Origin of the sequence: Bradyrhizobium sp. BR 1432 (assembly GCF_051547705.1) — a bacterium.
Taxonomy (GTDB): Bacteria; Pseudomonadota; Alphaproteobacteria; order Rhizobiales; family Xanthobacteraceae; genus Bradyrhizobium; species Bradyrhizobium zhanjiangense.
Genome location: NZ_JBPUGF010000003.1, coordinates 8,039,448 through 8,055,782, shown reverse-complemented (window position 1 = coordinate 8,055,782; position 16,335 = coordinate 8,039,448). Strand labels below are relative to the sequence as shown.

12 protein-coding genes and 1 pseudogene are annotated in these 16,335 nt (G+C 65.4%); 7 read left to right on the top strand and 6 right to left on the bottom strand.

The window, feature by feature from the left end; all coding sequences use genetic code 11:
• Positions 1 to 47: 47 nt before the first annotated feature.
• The gene (locus ACSKB8_RS39030; RefSeq protein ID WP_438110851.1) at positions 48 to 935 is read right to left on the bottom strand and encodes a LysR substrate-binding domain-containing protein; all 888 of its coding nucleotides are present in this window, start codon (positions 933 to 935) and stop codon (positions 48 to 50) included.
• 136 nt (positions 936 to 1,071) lie between these two features.
• On the opposite strand from ACSKB8_RS39030, the gene ACSKB8_RS39025 reads away from it, so the two are divergent.
• The 5 genes and pseudogenes from ACSKB8_RS39025 to ACSKB8_RS39005 all read left to right on the top strand — a co-directional run bounded on the left by ACSKB8_RS39025 (position 1,072) and on the right by ACSKB8_RS39005 (position 6,807).
• Complete coding sequence (locus ACSKB8_RS39025; RefSeq protein ID WP_438109766.1) at positions 1,072 to 1,833, top strand: SDR family NAD(P)-dependent oxidoreductase; 762 nt, start codon at positions 1,072 to 1,074, stop codon at positions 1,831 to 1,833.
• 22 nt (positions 1,834 to 1,855) lie between these two features.
• Positions 1,856 to 2,702 (top strand): annotated as a pseudogene (locus ACSKB8_RS39020) (transketolase).
• The gene (locus ACSKB8_RS39015; RefSeq protein WP_438109764.1) at positions 2,699 to 3,709 is read left to right on the top strand and encodes a transketolase family protein; all 1,011 of its coding nucleotides are present in this window, start codon (positions 2,699 to 2,701) and stop codon (positions 3,707 to 3,709) included. Before ACSKB8_RS39020 ends, ACSKB8_RS39015 begins: the two are co-directional and overlap by 4 nt.
• Positions 3,710 to 3,874: 165 nt before the next feature.
• Positions 3,875 to 4,900, top strand: coding sequence for a TRAP transporter substrate-binding protein (locus tag ACSKB8_RS39010; RefSeq protein WP_128939066.1), 1,026 nt, complete (start codon positions 3,875 to 3,877; stop codon positions 4,898 to 4,900).
• A complete protein-coding gene (locus ACSKB8_RS39005) occupies positions 4,897 to 6,807 on the top strand; it encodes a TRAP transporter large permease (RefSeq protein WP_438109762.1) in 1,911 nt (636 codons plus the stop codon). The genes ACSKB8_RS39010 and ACSKB8_RS39005 overlap by 4 nt, the downstream gene beginning before the upstream one ends.
• A gap of 37 nt (positions 6,808 to 6,844) precedes the next feature.
• On the opposite strand, the gene ACSKB8_RS39000 is transcribed toward ACSKB8_RS39005, so the two are convergent.
• The 4 genes from ACSKB8_RS39000 to ACSKB8_RS38985 all read right to left on the bottom strand — a co-directional run bounded on the left by ACSKB8_RS39000 (position 6,845) and on the right by ACSKB8_RS38985 (position 11,192).
• Positions 6,845 to 7,252, bottom strand: coding sequence for a GFA family protein (locus tag ACSKB8_RS39000; protein ID WP_438109761.1), 408 nt, complete (start codon positions 7,250 to 7,252; stop codon positions 6,845 to 6,847).
• Positions 7,253 to 7,743: 491 nt separating this feature from the next.
• Positions 7,744 to 8,328, bottom strand: a complete 585-nt coding sequence (locus ACSKB8_RS38995) for a DUF1254 domain-containing protein (RefSeq protein ID WP_091890927.1) — start codon at positions 8,326 to 8,328, stop codon at positions 7,744 to 7,746.
• Entirely contained in the window at positions 8,325 to 8,903 is a 579-nt protein-coding gene (locus ACSKB8_RS38990) for a DUF1214 domain-containing protein (protein ID WP_091890931.1), read from the bottom strand. The genes ACSKB8_RS38995 and ACSKB8_RS38990 overlap by 4 nt, the downstream gene beginning before the upstream one ends.
• 9 nt (positions 8,904 to 8,912) lie before the next feature.
• Positions 8,913 to 11,192 carry a transglycosylase domain-containing protein gene (locus tag ACSKB8_RS38985; RefSeq protein WP_438109759.1) on the bottom strand — a complete coding sequence of 760 codons (2,280 nt, stop codon included), beginning with the start codon at positions 11,190 to 11,192 and terminating at the stop codon, positions 8,913 to 8,915.
• A 294-nt stretch (positions 11,193 to 11,486) separates the two neighbouring features.
• Between ACSKB8_RS38985 and ACSKB8_RS38980 the strand changes: the two genes are divergently transcribed.
• Together ACSKB8_RS38980 and ACSKB8_RS38975 are read left to right on the top strand one after the other, a co-directional pair.
• Positions 11,487 to 12,002, top strand: coding sequence for a YcgN family cysteine cluster protein (locus tag ACSKB8_RS38980; RefSeq protein ID WP_128934941.1), 516 nt, complete (start codon positions 11,487 to 11,489; stop codon positions 12,000 to 12,002).
• 156 nt (positions 12,003 to 12,158) lie between these two features.
• Positions 12,159 to 13,736 (top strand): MDR family MFS transporter, encoded by a 1,578-nt coding sequence (locus tag ACSKB8_RS38975; protein ID WP_249760594.1) that lies wholly within the window; start codon positions 12,159 to 12,161, stop codon positions 13,734 to 13,736.
• Between the two features lie 3 nt (positions 13,737 to 13,739).
• On the opposite strand, the gene ACSKB8_RS38970 is transcribed toward ACSKB8_RS38975, so the two are convergent.
• Positions 13,740 to 16,238, bottom strand: a complete 2,499-nt coding sequence (locus ACSKB8_RS38970) for a GAF domain-containing protein (RefSeq protein ID WP_438109757.1) — start codon at positions 16,236 to 16,238, stop codon at positions 13,740 to 13,742.
• Positions 16,239 to 16,335 lie beyond the last annotated feature (97 nt).

Below are 16,335 nucleotides of genomic sequence, written 5' to 3'. Positions count from 1 at the left end.
CGCTCGCCGCGCGTGACGACTGCCGCCATCGTGGCCGCGCCTATCGCTCAAGCCGAGCGGCCGGCCGCAAGCTCGCGCGTGATCCACTCGGTAAAGGCGCGGATCGCCCGACGCTGCTGGCCAGCGCGGGGAAAGACCAGATGATGGCCGACATAGCGAATGTCGGTGGAACGTCTGGCAAGTGGCGCCACCAACAGCTTGGTCGCAATCTCGCGTTCGGCGAGCCGCGTTGATTCCAGCGTCACGCCAAGTCCGCTCGACGCCATCGCGATTGCCAGGAAGCTGCGATCGAAGCGCATGCCGTGGATGGCCGGCGCTTCGAGGCCGTTGGCCGTGAACCATTGATGCCACTGCACCTGCTTGACGTCCGAGCGGATCAGCACCTGGTCGAGCAGGTCCTTCGGCTTGTGGATTTTCTTCGCGAGTTCGGGCGTGCAGAGCGGCGTCACGGTCTCTTCGCCCAGCGGAATGATCTCGACCCCTTCGGCCCTCGGCTGGCCGTAGACGATGTCGATGTCGAAATCGTCGTTGCTGAACCGGGCGTATTCCGTGTTGGCAGCGAGCCGAACCTCGAGCTTGGGCTGGGCGGCCATGAAGCGGGCGAGCCGCGGGGCGAGCCACTGGGCAGCGAAGCTCGGTGCGCAATGCACCCTCAGCAATTGCGGGCCGCGGCCTGCGACCTCCTCGATGCCCCGGCGCAGATTGTCGAAAGCGGCGCCGGCATGACGCATCAGGTTCTCGCCCGCCGGCGTCAGCCGCACCGCCCGGGCGCTGCGCTCGAACAGGACGGTGCTCATCGCGCTTTCGAGCTTGCGAATGGCGTGGCTGACCGCGCTCGGAGTGAGATGAAGCTCGTTCGCCGCGTCCCGGAACGAGCCGGTGCGGGCGGCCGCCTCGAAGGCGCGGATCGACGATATCGGGATACTCGACAGCAGCATCCGATAAGTGAACCAAATTCACCCATGCAAGACAACAGCGCGTTTGTCCGAAGGCGCGCTGCCGCATAATCAAACGGGTCAAGAACGGCGGCGCCGTCGGGTGCCTGGCAACAGCAATTCAGGGAGGACCACAATGCTGCTACGCGGCAAGACAGCCATCATCACCGGAGCGGCCTCTCCGCGAGGCATTGGCCTTGCAACCGCCCGCCGCTTTGCGGCCGAGGGAGCCCGGGTCGCCATTCTCGACATCGACGGTGCGGCCGCGGAAGACGCAGCGCGCGGCCTCGAACCGGTCGCTGGCGAGCCGCACCTCGGCTTTGCCTGCAACGTCGCCGACAAGCAGGCCTGCATCAAGGCGGTCGAAGCGGTGATCGCCAAATTCGGCCAGATCGACATCCTCATCAACAATGCCGGCGTGACCCAGCCCGTAAAACTTCTCGACATCAAGCCGGAAGATTGGGACCGCATCCAGGACGTCAACCTCAAGGGCATCCTGTTCCTGTCGCAGGCCGTGATCCCGCACATGCAGAAGCGCAGGAGCGGTTCGATCGCGTGCATGTCGTCGGTCTCGGCTCAACGCGGCGGCGGCATCTTCGGCGGACCGCATTATTCGGCGGCAAAGGCCGGCGTGCTTGGGCTCGCCAAGGCGATGGCGCGCGAGTTCGGGCCCGACGGCATCCGCGTCAATTGCGTGACGCCCGGCCTGATCGGCACCGATATCACCGCCGGGAAGCTCACGGACGAGATGCGGGCGAAGATCCTCGAGGGCATTCCGCTCGGCCGGCTCGGCGAGGCCGCCGATGTCGCCGGCATCTACACCTTCCTCGCTTCCGACCTCTCGGCCTACGTGACCGGCGCCGTCATCGACGTCAACGGCGGCATGCTGATCCACTGAGCGGAGCAGGGGAGAGACGATCATGGCAACACCAACGCTCGCAAACGCGCCGACACTCACACAGCGCGCCCGCAACATTCGCCGCAACGCCTTGCTGATGGGCGAGGTCCAGGGCCAGGGGTATATCGCCCAAGCGCTCGACATCGCCGACGTCTTGGCTGTGGCCTATTTTCACGCCATGCGTTTTCGCGCCGAAGATCCCGCCTGGGAAGGCCGCGACCGTTTCCTGCTGTCGAACGGGCACTATGCGATCGCTCTCTATGCAGCCTTGATCGAGGCCGGGATCATTCCCGAGGCCGAACTCGAAACCTACGGTTTCGACGAGAGCCGACTGCCGATGTCCGGCATGGCGTCCTATACGCCGGGCATGGAGATGTCGGGCGGCTCGCTCGGCCTTGGTCTTGGCATCGCCGTCGGCATGGCGCTCGGGCTGAAGCGCAAGCGGTCGACGTCGCGCATCTTCACGCTGTTCTCCGACGGCGAGCTGGACGAGGGCTCCAAATGGGAGGCCATCATGTCGGCGGCTCACCACCAGCTCGAACAATCTGATCGCGATCGTCGACGTCAACAATCAGCAGGCCGATGGTCCATCCAAGCAGATGCTGGGCTTTGAGCCTCTGGTCGACAAGCTCGAGGCGTTCGGCTGGTTCGTGCAGCGTGTCGACGGCAACGATCTCGACGCGGTGGTGGGTGCCTTCGATGCCGCGATGGCGCATCCCGAGCCAAAGCCCCGCATGATCGTCGCCGACACGTTGATGGGCAAGGGCGTTCCTTTCCTGGAGCAGCGCGAGAAGAACCACTTCATTCGCGTCGAGCCGCATGAATGGCAGCTGGCGCTGTCGGTGCTGAACGCGGGAGAGCAGCCATGAAGTCCGTGGGATCGACACCGTCCGGGAAGCCGCGGCTGACGACGTCGGCCATGATCGCCTCGATTGCGGCGGAAGGGCAGCGCACCAAGCCGGCGCCGTTCGGGCACGCGCTGGTCGAGCTTGCCCGCAGCCGCGAAGACGTCTTGGGCATGACAGCCGATCTCGGCAAATACACCGATCTGCACATCTTCGCGCAGGCCTTTCCGGATCGCTACTATCAGATGGGCATGGCCGAGCAGCTTCTGTTCGGCGCAGCCTCGGGTCTCGCCGCCGAAGGTTTCATGCCGTTCGCCACCACCTATGCGGTGTTCGCCTCGCGCCGCGCCTACGACTTCATCCACCAGACCATCGCGGAAGAAGACCGCAACGTGAAGATCGCCTGCGCGCTGCCCGGCCTGACCTCGGGTTACGGGCCGAGCCATCAGGCCGCCGAGGACCTCGCGCTATTCCGCGCGATGCCCAACATGACGGTGATCGATCCCTGCGATGCCCACGAAATCGAGCAGATCGTCCCGGCCATCGCCGCGCATCGAGGGCCCGTTTATATGCGCCTGTTGCGCGGCCAGGTGCCGCTGGTGCTCGACGAGTACAATTACCGTTTCGAGCTCGGTAAGGCGGCGCTGCTACGCGATGGCGCCGACGTTCTGATCAGCTCCTCGGGCATCATGACCATGCGTGCACTGGAGGCGGCCCAGTCCCTCCAGGACGATCGCGTCAATGCGGCTGTCCTGCACGTGCCGACGATCAAGCCGCTCGACACCGAAACGATTCTGCGCGAAGCGGGCAAGCCCGGCCGCCTGGTCGTCGTCGCCGAGAACCACACCGTCATCGGCGGCCTTGGCGAGGCCGTGGCGGCGCTGCTGATGCGCGCGGGCGTGCATCCGACGTTCCGGCAGATTGGGCTCCCCGACGAATTTCTCGCCGCCGGCGCGCTTCCGACCCTGCACGATCGCTACGGCATCTCGACCGCGGAAGTGACGCGGCAGATCAAGGAGTGGCTGCGCTAACGCCGCGGCCACCTTTCGTAACTGACCAGATCGACATGCTTCGCGGCAATGCTGTGGAGAACGAGAGCTGCTGTCCAATGCCGGCGCATCGAGAGCCGGCCAGCAGCAACAGCTGGTGGCGGAAGCCGTCGCCGCACTTCAATCCATGCTCAACAGGAGGAAACGATGACCTTGCGCAAGCCGACCACCCTCAGCCGTCGCAGATTGCTGATGGCAGGCGCCGCCGTGCCGCTATGTGCCGTTCTCACACGCCCGGCGTCGGCGGCGGAGTTCACCTACAAGCTCGCGACGGGACAGGATCCGACCCATCCGGTCAACGTTCGCGCAAAAGAGGCGATCGACCGCATTCGCGAGGCCACGGGCGGCCGGCTCGAGATCAACCTGTTTCCGGCCAACCAGCTCGGTTCAGACACCGATCTCCTGACGCAGGTGCGCAACGGCGGCGTCGAGTTCTTCAACCTGTCGTCCCTGATTCTCGCGACGCTGGTCCCGGCCGCAGGCATCGTCAATCTCGGCTTTCTCTTCACGAGCTATGACGCGGTCTGGAAGGCGATGGATGGCGAGCTCGGCGCCTATATCCGCGCACAAATCGCCAAGACGCCGATCATGGCGGTGTCGAGCCCCTGGGACAACGGCTTCCGCCACGTCACCTCGTCCGGCCGCGAGATCAGGGCGCCTGAGGACCTGAAGAATTTCAAGTTGCGCGTGCCGGCGGCTCCCAATCTGACCTCGCTGTTCCAGGCCCTCGGTGCAGGACCTGCGCCGATCAATTTCAACGAAGTGTACTCGGCGCTCCAGACCAAGGTGGTCGACGGGCAGGAAAACCCGCTGCCAATCATCGCGACCGCCCGTCTCTACGAGGTGCAAAAGACCTGTTCCCTGACCGGCCATGTCTGGGACAATTACTGGATCCTCGGCAACAAGCGCGCCTTCGCGAAATTGCCGAAAGACGTGCAGGCGATCGTGACGCGCGAGTTCGATCGTTCGGCCAAGGACGAGCGCGCCGACATCGCGAAGCTGAGCGACTCGCTGCGCGCGGATCTGACCGCCAAGGGCATGCAGTTCATCGAGGTCGATCGCGGCGCGTTCCGGCAGGCGCTCGCCAAGACGAGCTTCTACGCCGATTGGAAGGGCAAGTTCGGCGAAGAGGCCTGGGCGCAGCTCGAGAAAGCGGCGGGCAAGCTGTCATGACGGCCGTCAACCATAGGTCCGACATCGACGAAGGTGCCGCTGTCGCGGCATCTCAATCTGGTGTGCGGCTGTGGTCCGTCAGGGCCAACAAGCTACTTGGCCATGTGGTTGCGATCCCGGCCGCACTCCTGGTGCTGGCTGAGATCGTCGTGCTGTCGGCCGGCATCGTCGGCCGATACGTGTTTCACGCCCCGATCATCTGGGCCGCCCCGATCATCTGGGCCAACGAGCTGGCCGGCATCCTGTTCCTGTGGCTCGCCATGCTGGGATCCGTGATCGCCTTTCAGCGCGGCGAGCACATGCGGATGACGGCCATCATCGGCATGCTCCGCCCCGATGCGCGCGCGTTCCTGGATGTCGTTGCCGCCGCAGCGTCACTGGCGTTCCTGCTGCTGGTGATCCATCCGGCTTACGAATTCGCGGCCGACGAGGTGTTCGTCACGACGCCGGCGCTCGAGATCGTCAACAGCTGGCGTGCCGCGGCATTGCCCGTCGGCATCGGATTGATGCTGGTCGCGGCGGTTCTGCGGCTCGTTCGCATCGCGGGACTGCGAAGCTTGCTCGCGGCCGTGGCGCTCGTCGCCGGCGTCATCGCTGCACTTGTGCTCGCGGCGCCAATGCTGAAACCGCTCGGCAATCTGAACCTGCTCATCTTCTTCGTGGTCATCGTCGGCGCCATGGTGCTGGCGGCGGTGCCGATCGCGTTCGCCTTTGGCCTCGCCACCGTCGGCTATCTGACGTTGACGACGAGCACGCCTGATGTGGTCATCATCGGACGGATGGACGAAGGCATGAGCCATCTGATCCTGCTAGCGGTGCCCCTCTTCGTGTTCCTCGGCCTGCTGATCGAAATGACCGGCATGGCACGTGCCATGGTCGGCTTTCTCGCCAGCCTGCTCGGCCACGTGCGCGGCGGCCTGCATTATGTCCTGGTCGGGGCGATGTACCTGGTGTCGGGCATTTCAGGATCGAAGGCGGCCGACATGGCGGCAGTGGCGCCGGTCTTGTTTCCCGAGATGACCAAGCGCGGCGCGAAGCCTGGCGATCTCGTCGCGCTTCTTGCGGCAACCGGAGCGCAGACAGAGACCATTCCGCCGTCGCTGGTGCTGATCACCATCGGCTCGGTCACCGGCGTGTCGATCGCGGCGCTGTTCACCGGCGGCCTGCTGCCTGGCATCGTGCTGGCGATCGGTCTCTGCTCCGTCGTCTGGTGGCGATACCGCGGCGAGGACCTGTCGCATGTGAAGCGCGCGACGGGGAGAGAGATCGGCCGCGCCTTCGTCATCGCAATTCCGGCCATGGCGCTGCCCTTCGTCATCCGCGCCGCGGTGGTCGAGGGCGTCGCGACCGCGACCGAGGTTTCGACGATCGGTATCGTCTACGCGGCGCTCACCGGGCTCCTGATCTATCGCCAGTTCTCCTGGCGTCGGCTTTATCCGATGCTAGTGGAGACCGCGTCGCTGTCCGGCGCGATCCTGCTGATCATCGGCGCCGCGACCGGGATGGCGTGGGCCCTGACGCAATCAGGCTTCTCCGCATCACTCGCGAAGTTCATGACTGCGCTGCCGGGCGGAACGCCAGTGTTCCTCGGTGTGACCATCGTGGCGTTCGTCATTCTCGGCAGCGTGCTCGAAGGCATTCCGGCCATCGTGCTGTTCGGGCCGCTGTTGTTTCCGATCGCCCGCCAGGTCGGCGTGCACGAGGTGCACTATGCGATGGTCGTCGTTCTCGCCATGGGCATCGGCCTGTTCGCCCCGCCATTCGGGGTCGGCTTTTACGCCGCATGCGCGATCAGCCGCATCAGCCCCGACGAAGGCATCAAGCCGATTGTCGGCTATATCGTGGCCTTGCTGATCGGCACGCTGGTGGTTGCCGCGATCCCGTGGATTTCGACCGGATTCCTGTGATGCGGGAGATCTTGTCGGCGCGCGTCATTGCTCGCCGCTACGGCTGAGGGGGAAAGCGGTCGAACGTCGGCAGTTCGTGCGCATGCTCCATCCAGCGAAGCCGCTCGGCGACCTGGATCTGCATCGTCGGCGGGACGGAATCGGGATCGTCATAGGTCGCGCTCTGGACGTCGATGACCCCGGGCTGCATGCTGGCGTTGACATAGAACAGGCCGGTTCCGCAGTCAGCGCAGAAGTACCGCCGCACATGTTCCGAAGACCGGTACACCTTGGGCTCGCCCTTGGTCACCTTGACGGCATCCTCCGCGTACATCGTCCAGCCGACCACTGGGGCGCCGGCGTGAAGCCTGCAATCGCGGCAGTGGCACAGCGCGTGCACGATCATCTCGCCTTCCATCTGATAACGGATTGCACCGCAGTGACAGCCGCCGGTGATGATGCTCATGCGTTCCTCCCGTTTTGAAGGCATCGCCGATCGATAGCCCTCGAGGCTTGCTGCTTCAACGGCGCAATCGATTTGCGATTGCGTCCTACTGTCGCCTGACAGCCATGTCGAGCTTTACGGTGCCGTCGTCCGCTTCCCATATGCCGACGATCGCGTCAGGAGCGGTCGGCTCGCCATGGGCCATCGGAATGAGCGCGGTGTCAGCAGTCTGAAAAGACCTGCCGAGTATGGCTAAGCGGTGTCCGGTCCGGCTCGTTCAACCTCTGCTCCGACATGAAAACACCCGCGACGGACTGCTCCGCGCGGGTGTGACGAACTCTCGATGATGCCAGTATGCCGGTGTTTTGCCCGACGTGTCAAATTTCCGAATTCTTGATGCGAGGCCGCGTCGTTTTTTGGGTGGTCGGATAGCCCAACGATTTCAATGCCCCGCTACTGTGCATGGGGTTGTTTTCGCACTTTTTTGTTTGGCGCCGCCGAAGCGGCCCGCTTCAACGCCGGCCGCGCGGCGCTTCGGCCTTGGCGGGCGGCTCGGTCTGCGGGGCGCAGGTCGCAGCCTGAAGCGTCGCCTGCGCCTGCTGCATCAGGCCGGGCTCGGGGGCGAGCGCCTTCATCACGATCAGGCCGGTGGTCGCAGGGGAATCGATGATCAGCCGGTCGGCCGCGGTGACCTCCTCGTCCTCGGGCAGCTCGTTGTGCTGCGCTTCCGTCATCAGGTCGAGCTCGATCACCTTGCGGCCCGCCGAGCGGTCGTTGATGGCGTAATAGGCGATCTCGTTGCGGGTGTAGAACGACACCGAGGTGTAGGCTTGGCTCACCGGCACGGCCAGCTTGATAGGACCGCCCGACAGATCGTAGCGGCAGATCGCGAGCGCAAAGGCCGGGTCCATGAACGGCATCGGTGAGGTCTGCGGGTCGGCGAGGGGAAGCTGGGTGACGGCGTTCACCGTCGTCATCGGCGTCAGCCGCGAATAGGCATCCTGGGTCGCGATCCGCGGCAGCGCCAGCACGCTGACGAGATGGACCACGAGGCCCAGAACGATGCCGGCAACGATGGTGAACAGCAGCCGGATCATGAGCAGCCCACCGTCGTGATAGTGGGCATCGGCGCATCGCGCTGGGTGCGGGTGGCAACGCCGACCGGGGTATCGTAGAGGCGGAGCATCAAGGCGTAGCGCTCGATGCCGCCGGTTGGCAGCCAGTTGCCGGCGCGCGAGCGCGAGGCGATGCGGATCTCGAACGTGCCGTCGGACTGGCGCACGATCTCCTGGCTGGTGAAGCCGTAGCGGGCAAGCGAATTGGCGACGAGGTGGCCCTTGCGGTCGTACAGCGTCAGCGTCCAGAACCGCGCCGGCGGTGTCACGCCGGAGACAACGACATCACAGCGGCCGTCGAGCGCCTTCTTCTTGTCATCGGCGGTCGCGGTGAAGGCGACGCCATCGCCGGTGCCGATCGGCAGCTCGCCGTTGCGCACGATGGTGGCGCGCGAATAGGGATCGACGTCGGCGGTGCCGGTGCGCGGGCGGGCGGTCCAGGGGCCGATGGTCAGCGCGCCGATCTCGGTGCCGCGCGTCGTCGTCATCCAGGTCGCGCCGACGCCGACGACGGTGGCGAGCAGAAGGGCCGTCAATGTGATCAGGATCAGCCGCACGGGTTTCGATCAGTTCTTGCGCGGGGCGGAGGTGTTGGCGTTCTCTTCCGCATAATTCTGCGGGAAGGCGAGCGCATTCGTCGACGAGGCCGGCTTGGTATCGGTGGCCGCCGATTTGTTCGCCGTCTTGGCCGCATCATCCAGCAGCTTCTCGACGCGCACCAGGATGTCGGCGCCGCGCTTGGTCAGCACCGGCGGTGGACCGGGCTTGGTCTCCAGCACCTTCGGCGCCGCATTGGCTTGCGCGTTGGCGATCTGCTGCGGCGGCAGCTTCTGGCCCATGCCGATGCCGGGGATCTCCCGGACCTCGACGCCCTGATGCGCCGCGACCATGATGTCGTGCCAGGTCTGCGCCGGCAGCGAGCCGCCGGTCATGCGGTTGGTCGGCGAGTAGTCGTCGTTGCCGTACCACACCGCGCAGGTGAAATTGCCGGTGTAGCCGACGAACCAGGCGTCGCGATACGCATTGGTGGTGCCGGTCTTGCCCGCGGTCGGAATCCCGTCCAGTGCGGCGCGGCGCGCGGTGCCTTCGCTGACGACGTGACTCATCATGCCCGCCATGTCGGCGGCGATGTTCGGCGGAATGGCCTGCTTCGGCTTCGGCCCGTCGCGATCCCAGCGCCAGACGAGGTCGCCTGCGCCGGTGCGCACCTCCAGCACCGAATGCGGCGTCACCGCCTTGCCGCGGTTCGGGAAGGTCGCGTAGGCGACGGCGTGCTCCAGCACGGTGACTTCGTCCGAGCCGATCGGCAGCGACGGCGTGTCGGGCAGCGGCGCCTTGAGACCGAAGCGGCGCGCGACTTCGACGATCTTGGCACGGCCAATCTTGGCCGGGTTCGGCGCCTTCGGCTGCTCCTTCTGGCCGATCGCGATCGACAGTTTTACGGGCACCACGTTGATCGAGCGCGTGATCGCCTGCGTCAGCGTCACCGAGCCGGAATAGGAGTGACCATAGTTCTGCGGACACCAATTGCCGATGCAGACCGGGCCGTCGACCACGATCGAGTTCGGCGTGAAGCCGTTCAGGAGCGCAGTGGTGTAGACGTAAGGCTTGAACGAGGAGCCGGGCTGGCGATAGGCGTCGGTGGCGCGGTTGAACTGGCTGGCGCCGTAGTCGCGACCGCCGACCATGGCGCGGATGCCGCCGTCGAGATCGGCGACCACGGTCGCCGCTTGCGTCGCATGATAATCGCGGCCGAACTGGCGCAGCTGGTTCTCGATCGCGTCTTCGGCGGCCTTCTGCACATTGGTGTCGATCGCAAGCCGCACCACGAAGACGCGTTCGGTGTAGGACTTCGGGAAAGTGTCGACCAGCTTGCGCATCTCGTCGAAGGCGTAGTCGAGATAATAGTTCGGCGACGCCTCGTCGCGGCGGTCGACCGCGAAGGCCGGGTTGCGGCGGGCGCCGAACACCTGGCCCTCGGTCATGAAGCCGGCATCGACGAGGTTGTCGAGCACGACGTTGGCGCGCGCGCGGGCGGCCGGCAGGTTGATGTGCGGGGCGTATTTCGTCGGCGCCTTGAACAGGCCGGCGAGCATCGCTGCTTCCGCCAGCGTCACGTCGCGCGCCGATTTGTTGAAGTAGAAATGCGCAGCGCCATCGACGCCGAAGGTGCCGCCGCCCATATAGGCGCGGTCGAGATAGAGCTTGAGGATCTCGTTCTTGGTCAGGCGCCATTCCAGCCAGACCGCGAGGAAGGCTTCGTTGACCTTGCGCTCGATGGTGCGCTCGTTGCTCAAGAACAGATTCTTGGCGAGCTGCTGGGTGATCGAGGAGCCGCCCTGGCGGACGCCGCCGGCCTGGGCGTTGGTGACGAGGGCACGCGCGGTGCCGGCGATGTCGATGCCGAAATGGTCGTAGAAGCGGCGGTCCTCGGTCGCCAGCGTCGCCTTGATCAGCACGTCCGGGAAATCTTCCAGCGGGATCGAGTCGTTGTGCTTGATACCGCGGCTGCCGATCGGGTTGCCGTAGCGGTCGAGGAAGGTCACCGCGAGGTCGGACTTCTTGAGCCAGTCCTCGTCCGCGGTCTCGCGGAAGGCGGGGATGGCGAGCGTCAGCATCACGACCAGGCCGCCGAGGCCGAGGGTCGCGGCCTCCGACAGCGGCTCGATGAACACCCAGCGCTTCCACCGCCCGACATAGAACCGGTCCATGAAGGTGGAGTAGCGCTCGTAGAGCTCGCGGATGCCCTTGGCCGAGGAGAACAGCGAGGAATCGATGCGTGCATCGAGATCCAGGAAGAAATTCCGGATCCTCTGCTTCCAATGCGGTGGTATGATCTGGCGCACCTAGAACCTTGCGGCTTGCTTCGAAAGCGTTCAAGCACCCGGCCGGGGGCGGCATCGGAACGTCTTGCGGGAATGTTGCGGCAAACCCAAGGCGCCCGGTTCGCGTCCTTCGGGGACTTGCTGTTCCTTCTAGCCGAGCAGGGCCCATAAACCAATGGCCACGCTCGCGATTTTGAACAACAGGCCTAATTGACCCCGGGACATTACGGGCCTTCCGAGGGCGTTGCTTGCACCGTCACGGCCGCTCGCTCTAGATGACTTCGCCGTAGCTCTTTCGAACCTTTGTTGAGGCGCATGACCGCAGCTCCCAAACGACCTTCAGGCCAGGAAGGATTCTTCTGGAAAACCAAGACGTTGGAGCAGCTGTCGGCGGCCGAATGGGAAAGCCTGTGCGACGGCTGCGGTCGCTGCTGCCTGAACAAGCTCGAGGACGAGGACACCGGGCAGATCTATTTCACCCATATCGGCTGCAAGCTGCTGGATGGGGCAAGCTGCGCCTGCAAGGACTACCCGAATCGTTCCGACAAGGTTCCGGACTGCGTCCGCCTGACCCCGGCCAATGTCCGCACCCTGAACTGGCTGCCGCCGAGCTGCGGCTACAAGCTCGTCGCCGAAGGCCGCGACCTCTATTGGTGGCACCCGCTGGTGTCGGGCGATCCCAATACCGTGCATGAGGCCGGCGTCTCCGTGCGCGGCCGGGTCGAGGGCAGCGAGGAGGAGATCCCCGACGAGGATCTCGAGGATCACATCGTGCAATGGCCGGCCGTGCTGCCGAAACGAGCCCGTCTGAAGCGACGTCCGAAGGACTGATCCGCCGCGCGCCTCGGATCACGTGTTCGGGATGACCCTGCGGTGGGATGCACCCATGCGCCGCGGTGTCTGCCCGGGAAGGATTTTGCTGTCTACATTGGACTGCATAGAACGAATCCTTCGCGGCGTTGTGCCGCCCCACGACGTCCGATCGAGATGAACAAGTTCGACCGGCAGAGCAGTTCTGCCGACATCCAGCCGTTGCCTGACGACATTGCCGAAGAGCTGTCCCGCCTTCCGAGCGAGGTCATCAGCGTCGATGACGCGCCGTCCATCGCGCCGCCGGTGCCGCTGTCACAGGATGAGGTCCGCACCATCGTCATCAGCCTGATGCTGACGATGTTCCTGGCAGCGCTCGACCAGACCATCGTGGCGACTGCGCTGCCGACCATCGGGCGCCAGTTCCAGGACGTTTCCAGCCTGTCCTGGGTGATCACGGCCTATCTGCTCGCCTCGACTGCGGTCGCGCCGGTGTTCGGCACGCTCAGCGACATCTACGGCCGCAAGGCCATGATCATCACCTCGCTCAGCCTGTTCGTCGCGGGCTCGGTGCTGTGCGCGATTGCGCCGAACATGCCGATGCTGATTCTCGCGCGGGGTCTTCAGGGGCTCGGCGGCGGCGGCATCATGCCGGTGGTGCAGACGGTGATCTCGGACGTCGTGAGCCCACGCGAGCGCGGCCAGTACCAGGCCTATTTCTCCAGTGTCTGGATGGTCGGCGGCATCCTCGGCCCGGTCATCGGCGGCGTGTTTGCCGAGCATCTGCACTGGTCGATGATTTTCTGGATCAACCTGCCGCTCGCGGCCGCCGCGATCGCGCTGCTGCTGCCGAGGATGAAGAAAATCCCGGTGTTCCACCGCAAGCGCAAGGTCGACTGGCTCGGCGGCGTGTTGTTGATGGCTTCCGCCGTCGTGTTCATGCTGGTGCTGACCTGGGGTGGCACGCGCTATCCCTGGCTGTCGCCGACTGTGCTTGCGATGGTGGGCGGCGCGGTCGCACTCGTCGTCAGCTTCGTCTGGCACGCGCGGCGGGCGGACGAGCCGTTCCTGCCGCTGCCGCTGCTCGGCGGAAGTGTCGTACCGTTTGGGCTGATGGCCGGCGGTTGTGCGCTCGGCGCGATCACGGGCCTCACGGTCCAGCTCCCGCTTTATTACGAATCCGTCTATCACCTCAGCGCCAGCGAGGCGGGCCTTGCGCTGATTCCGCTCGCAGCCGTTTCGACCTGCGGTGCGGCCATCGCCGGTCGGACGATGGCGCGGGCCAAGCACTACAAGCGCGTCGCCATCATCGGCACCTCCTGGGCCGCGCTGTGCGGCCTCGGGCTCACGTTGACGACGCTGCCGCTATGGGGCCTGCTGACGCTGATGGCCGCGTTTGCGCTCGGCCTCGGCACCACCTTTCCGGTCTGCGTGGTCTCGGTGCAGAATTCGGTCGCGCGGCCGCAGATCGGTACTATCACCGGTGCGTTGAACTTCTTCCGCTCGCTGATGTCGTCCTTCACGGTCGCGGCGTTCGCGGCCATCCTGCTGATCGCGCTCGGTGCCGACATTCCGCTCGGCGAGCATCACGCCGCCGTCAGCACGATTCCCGCCGACGACATGCGGCATGCGTTCCGCTACGTCTTCGGCGCCGCCACGGCGCTGATGACCGGTGCTGCACTCTGTCTGATCGCAATGGAGGAGCGGCCGCTGGCCGGTCCCTCGGCGAAGCAACCCGTCGAGATGGCGGAGTAGGGCTTAGCCGCCGCCTGCATCCGCAAAACTGCTCTTCCGCGGCAGCCGGATCGTGAACTCCGTGAACGCGCCGGGTTCGGTCGCGACGTCGATCGTGCCGCCGTGCTGTTTCACCACAATATCGTGACTCATCGATAGCCCGAGGCCGGTGCCTTCGCCGGCCGGCTTGGTGGTGAAGAACGGATTGAACATCTTCTCCCTGACCTCGTCCGCAATGCCGGTGCCGTTGTCGCGGATGCGGATCTCGATGCTGTCGCCGCGGTCGCGCGTCGCGGCGACCACCACCGGCTCGTAATCGGCGGCGCCCTCCGCCTTGCGCTTGGTGACCGCGTGGAAGCCGTTCGAGATCAGGTTCAATAGCACCCGAGTGATCTCCTGCGGAAACACTTCGGCTTGCCCGGCCGCGGGATCGAGCTCGCGCTTCAGCGTCACGTCGAACCCCGGCTTCTCGGCGCGCGCGCCGTGATAGGCGAGGTTGAGGCTCTCTTCCACCAGCGCGTTGATGTCGCTCAGTCCATGCTCGCCGCCGCCTTCGCGCGAATGCAGCAGCATGTTCTTGACGATGGAATCGGCGCGCCGTCCGTGCTGCACGACCTTCTGCAGATTGTCCTTCAGAAGCCCCGTCAGCTCGTTGACCTCCGCGCGGACGTCGTCTGCGAGCCTAACCGGGGCGAGCACCTCGTTCAGCTCGTCGGTGAGCTCAGCGGAGAGCGAGGCAAAATTATTCACGAAGTTGAGCGGGTTCTTGATCTCATGCGCGATGCCGGCGGTGAGCTGGCCGAGCGAGGCCAGCTTCTCGGTCTGGATCAGCCGGTCCTGCGCGGCGCGCAGATCATCGAGCGATTTGGCGAGCTCGCTGGTGCGGTCCTGCACCTCGTTGAACAGGCGCGTGTTCTCGACCGCGATCACGGCCTGGTCGGCAAAGGTCTTGAGCAGGTTGATCGCCTTGTCGGGGAAATGACCGGGCTCCGGCCGCGTGACGGCAATGGTGCCGATCGCAACGCCGTCGCGCAGCATCGGCACGACGAGGATGCTGCGATAGCCTCGCGTCCGCGCCAGCTCCTTCATGGCCTCGGTGAGATCCGGTTCGCTCTGCATGTCGCTGCGGAAGGCATATTGTCCGCTTCTTGCCACCCGGCTGTGAATGCCTGACGCCGACAGCGGCGTCGGGAACGAGCTGAGCAGGTCTGCGTTGCCGGCCTCGTTGTCGGTGGTGAAGGCCGCCAGATGCAGCATGCCGTCGATGACGCGGGTGACGGTGGAGGAGTGCCCGCCGATCAGCGCCTTGGCGCTGTCGGAGATGGCTTGGAACACCGGCGTGACGTCGGCAGGCGAAGCTGCGATCACCTTGAGAATGTCGGCGGTCGCGGTCTGACGTTCCAGCGCTTCCCTGGTGGCGTTGAACAGGCTGACATTCTTGATCGCGATCACTGCTTGGTCGGCGAAGGTCTGCAGCAGCCGCACGTGATGCTCGGCGAAGCGGCCGGTCGCGCGGCGTGTGGCGATGATGATGCCGATGGCTTCGCCCTCGCTCATCAACGGCGTGAACAGCATGCTGCGATAGCCGCGGGCGCGGGCGATGTCGCGCGCGGCCGGCTCGAGCTCGGTGTCGGGCAATTGCGCCGCCGCACCATTGGCCACGAGCTGGTAAGGCGGGAATTGCGCAAACGGCACTGGAAACGAGGTCTGCAGCACGCGATCACCCGCGGGATCGGTCGGCGTGAATGCCGCAAGATGCGCGGCGCCGTCGACATAACGCAGCACCGCGGTGGAGAAGCCGCCGATCAGGCGATTGGCGTTGCCGGCGATGGCTGCGAACACCGGCTGCACGTCCGAAGGCGAGGCGGCCATCACCTTGAGGATGTCGGCGGTTGCGGTCTGGCGCTCCAGCGCCTCGCGCGTCTCGTTGAACAGGTTCGCATTCTCGATCGCGATCACGGCCTGGTCGGCAAAGGTCTGGAGCAGCTGCACGAGGTCGGGCGCGAACGCGCCGGGCTCGGCGCGCGTAACGCTGATCATGCCGACCGGCGCGCCCCGGTTCATCAGCGGCATGAACAGCACGCTGCGGAAGCCGCGCAGTCGCGCCAGCTCCCGGTTCAGCTCCGGGACGTCGGCGGCCTCGCTGTCGGGAAACTGGATCGTCTCGCCGTCGCGCACGAGCGCAAAAGTCGGGAAGTCCGCGATCTTGCGCGGGAACGACGCCTTGAGTCCTTCGTCCGCCTCCGGGCTGGTCGGCGTGAACGCCACGAGGTGCAGCTCATCGTCAATGAACTGAAGCACGGTGGCGGAGAAGCCGCCGAGCAGGCGCTTTGAGCTGGACGCGATCGCCGCGAAGACCGGCCGGGCGTCGGAGGGCGAGGCCGCGATGGTGCGCAAGATCTCGGCGCTGGCGCTCTGGCGATCACGCGCAACCGCAAGCTCGCCGCGCAGCCGTGCATTCTCGGCTGCAGCCGATTGCAATCGGCGCTCGAGTTCCTCGATTTCGTTGGAAGGGGTGGTCATTCCTAATCCGGCTTGATGCCACGGCTTGCGTAGCACCGCGCCGGATTATCACATCTTGTGCGGCCGGAGCCAGCGCCTGAGACCTCGCCGCTGAAGC

Coding starts and splice junctions, on each gene's coding strand:
- ACSKB8_RS38970 (WP_438109757.1), bottom strand. CDS start 16,238: ATGACCACCCCTTCCAACGAAATCGAGGAACTCGAGCGCCGATTGCAA.
- ACSKB8_RS38980 (WP_128934941.1), top strand. CDS start 11,487: ATGACCGCAGCTCCCAAACGACCTTCAGGCCAGGAAGGATTCTTCTGG.
- ACSKB8_RS39015 (WP_438109764.1), top strand. CDS start 2,699: ATGAAGTCCGTGGGATCGACACCGTCCGGGAAGCCGCGGCTGACGACG.
- ACSKB8_RS38975 (WP_249760594.1), top strand. CDS start 12,159: ATGAACAAGTTCGACCGGCAGAGCAGTTCTGCCGACATCCAGCCGTTG.
- ACSKB8_RS39000 (WP_438109761.1), bottom strand. CDS start 7,252: ATGAGCATCATCACCGGCGGCTGTCACTGCGGTGCAATCCGTTATCAG.
- ACSKB8_RS39005 (WP_438109762.1), top strand. CDS start 4,897: ATGACGGCCGTCAACCATAGGTCCGACATCGACGAAGGTGCCGCTGTC.
- ACSKB8_RS39025 (WP_438109766.1), top strand. CDS start 1,072: ATGCTGCTACGCGGCAAGACAGCCATCATCACCGGAGCGGCCTCTCCG.
- ACSKB8_RS39010 (WP_128939066.1), top strand. CDS start 3,875: ATGACCTTGCGCAAGCCGACCACCCTCAGCCGTCGCAGATTGCTGATG.
- ACSKB8_RS38995 (WP_091890927.1), bottom strand. CDS start 8,328: ATGATCCGGCTGCTGTTCACCATCGTTGCCGGCATCGTTCTGGGCCTC.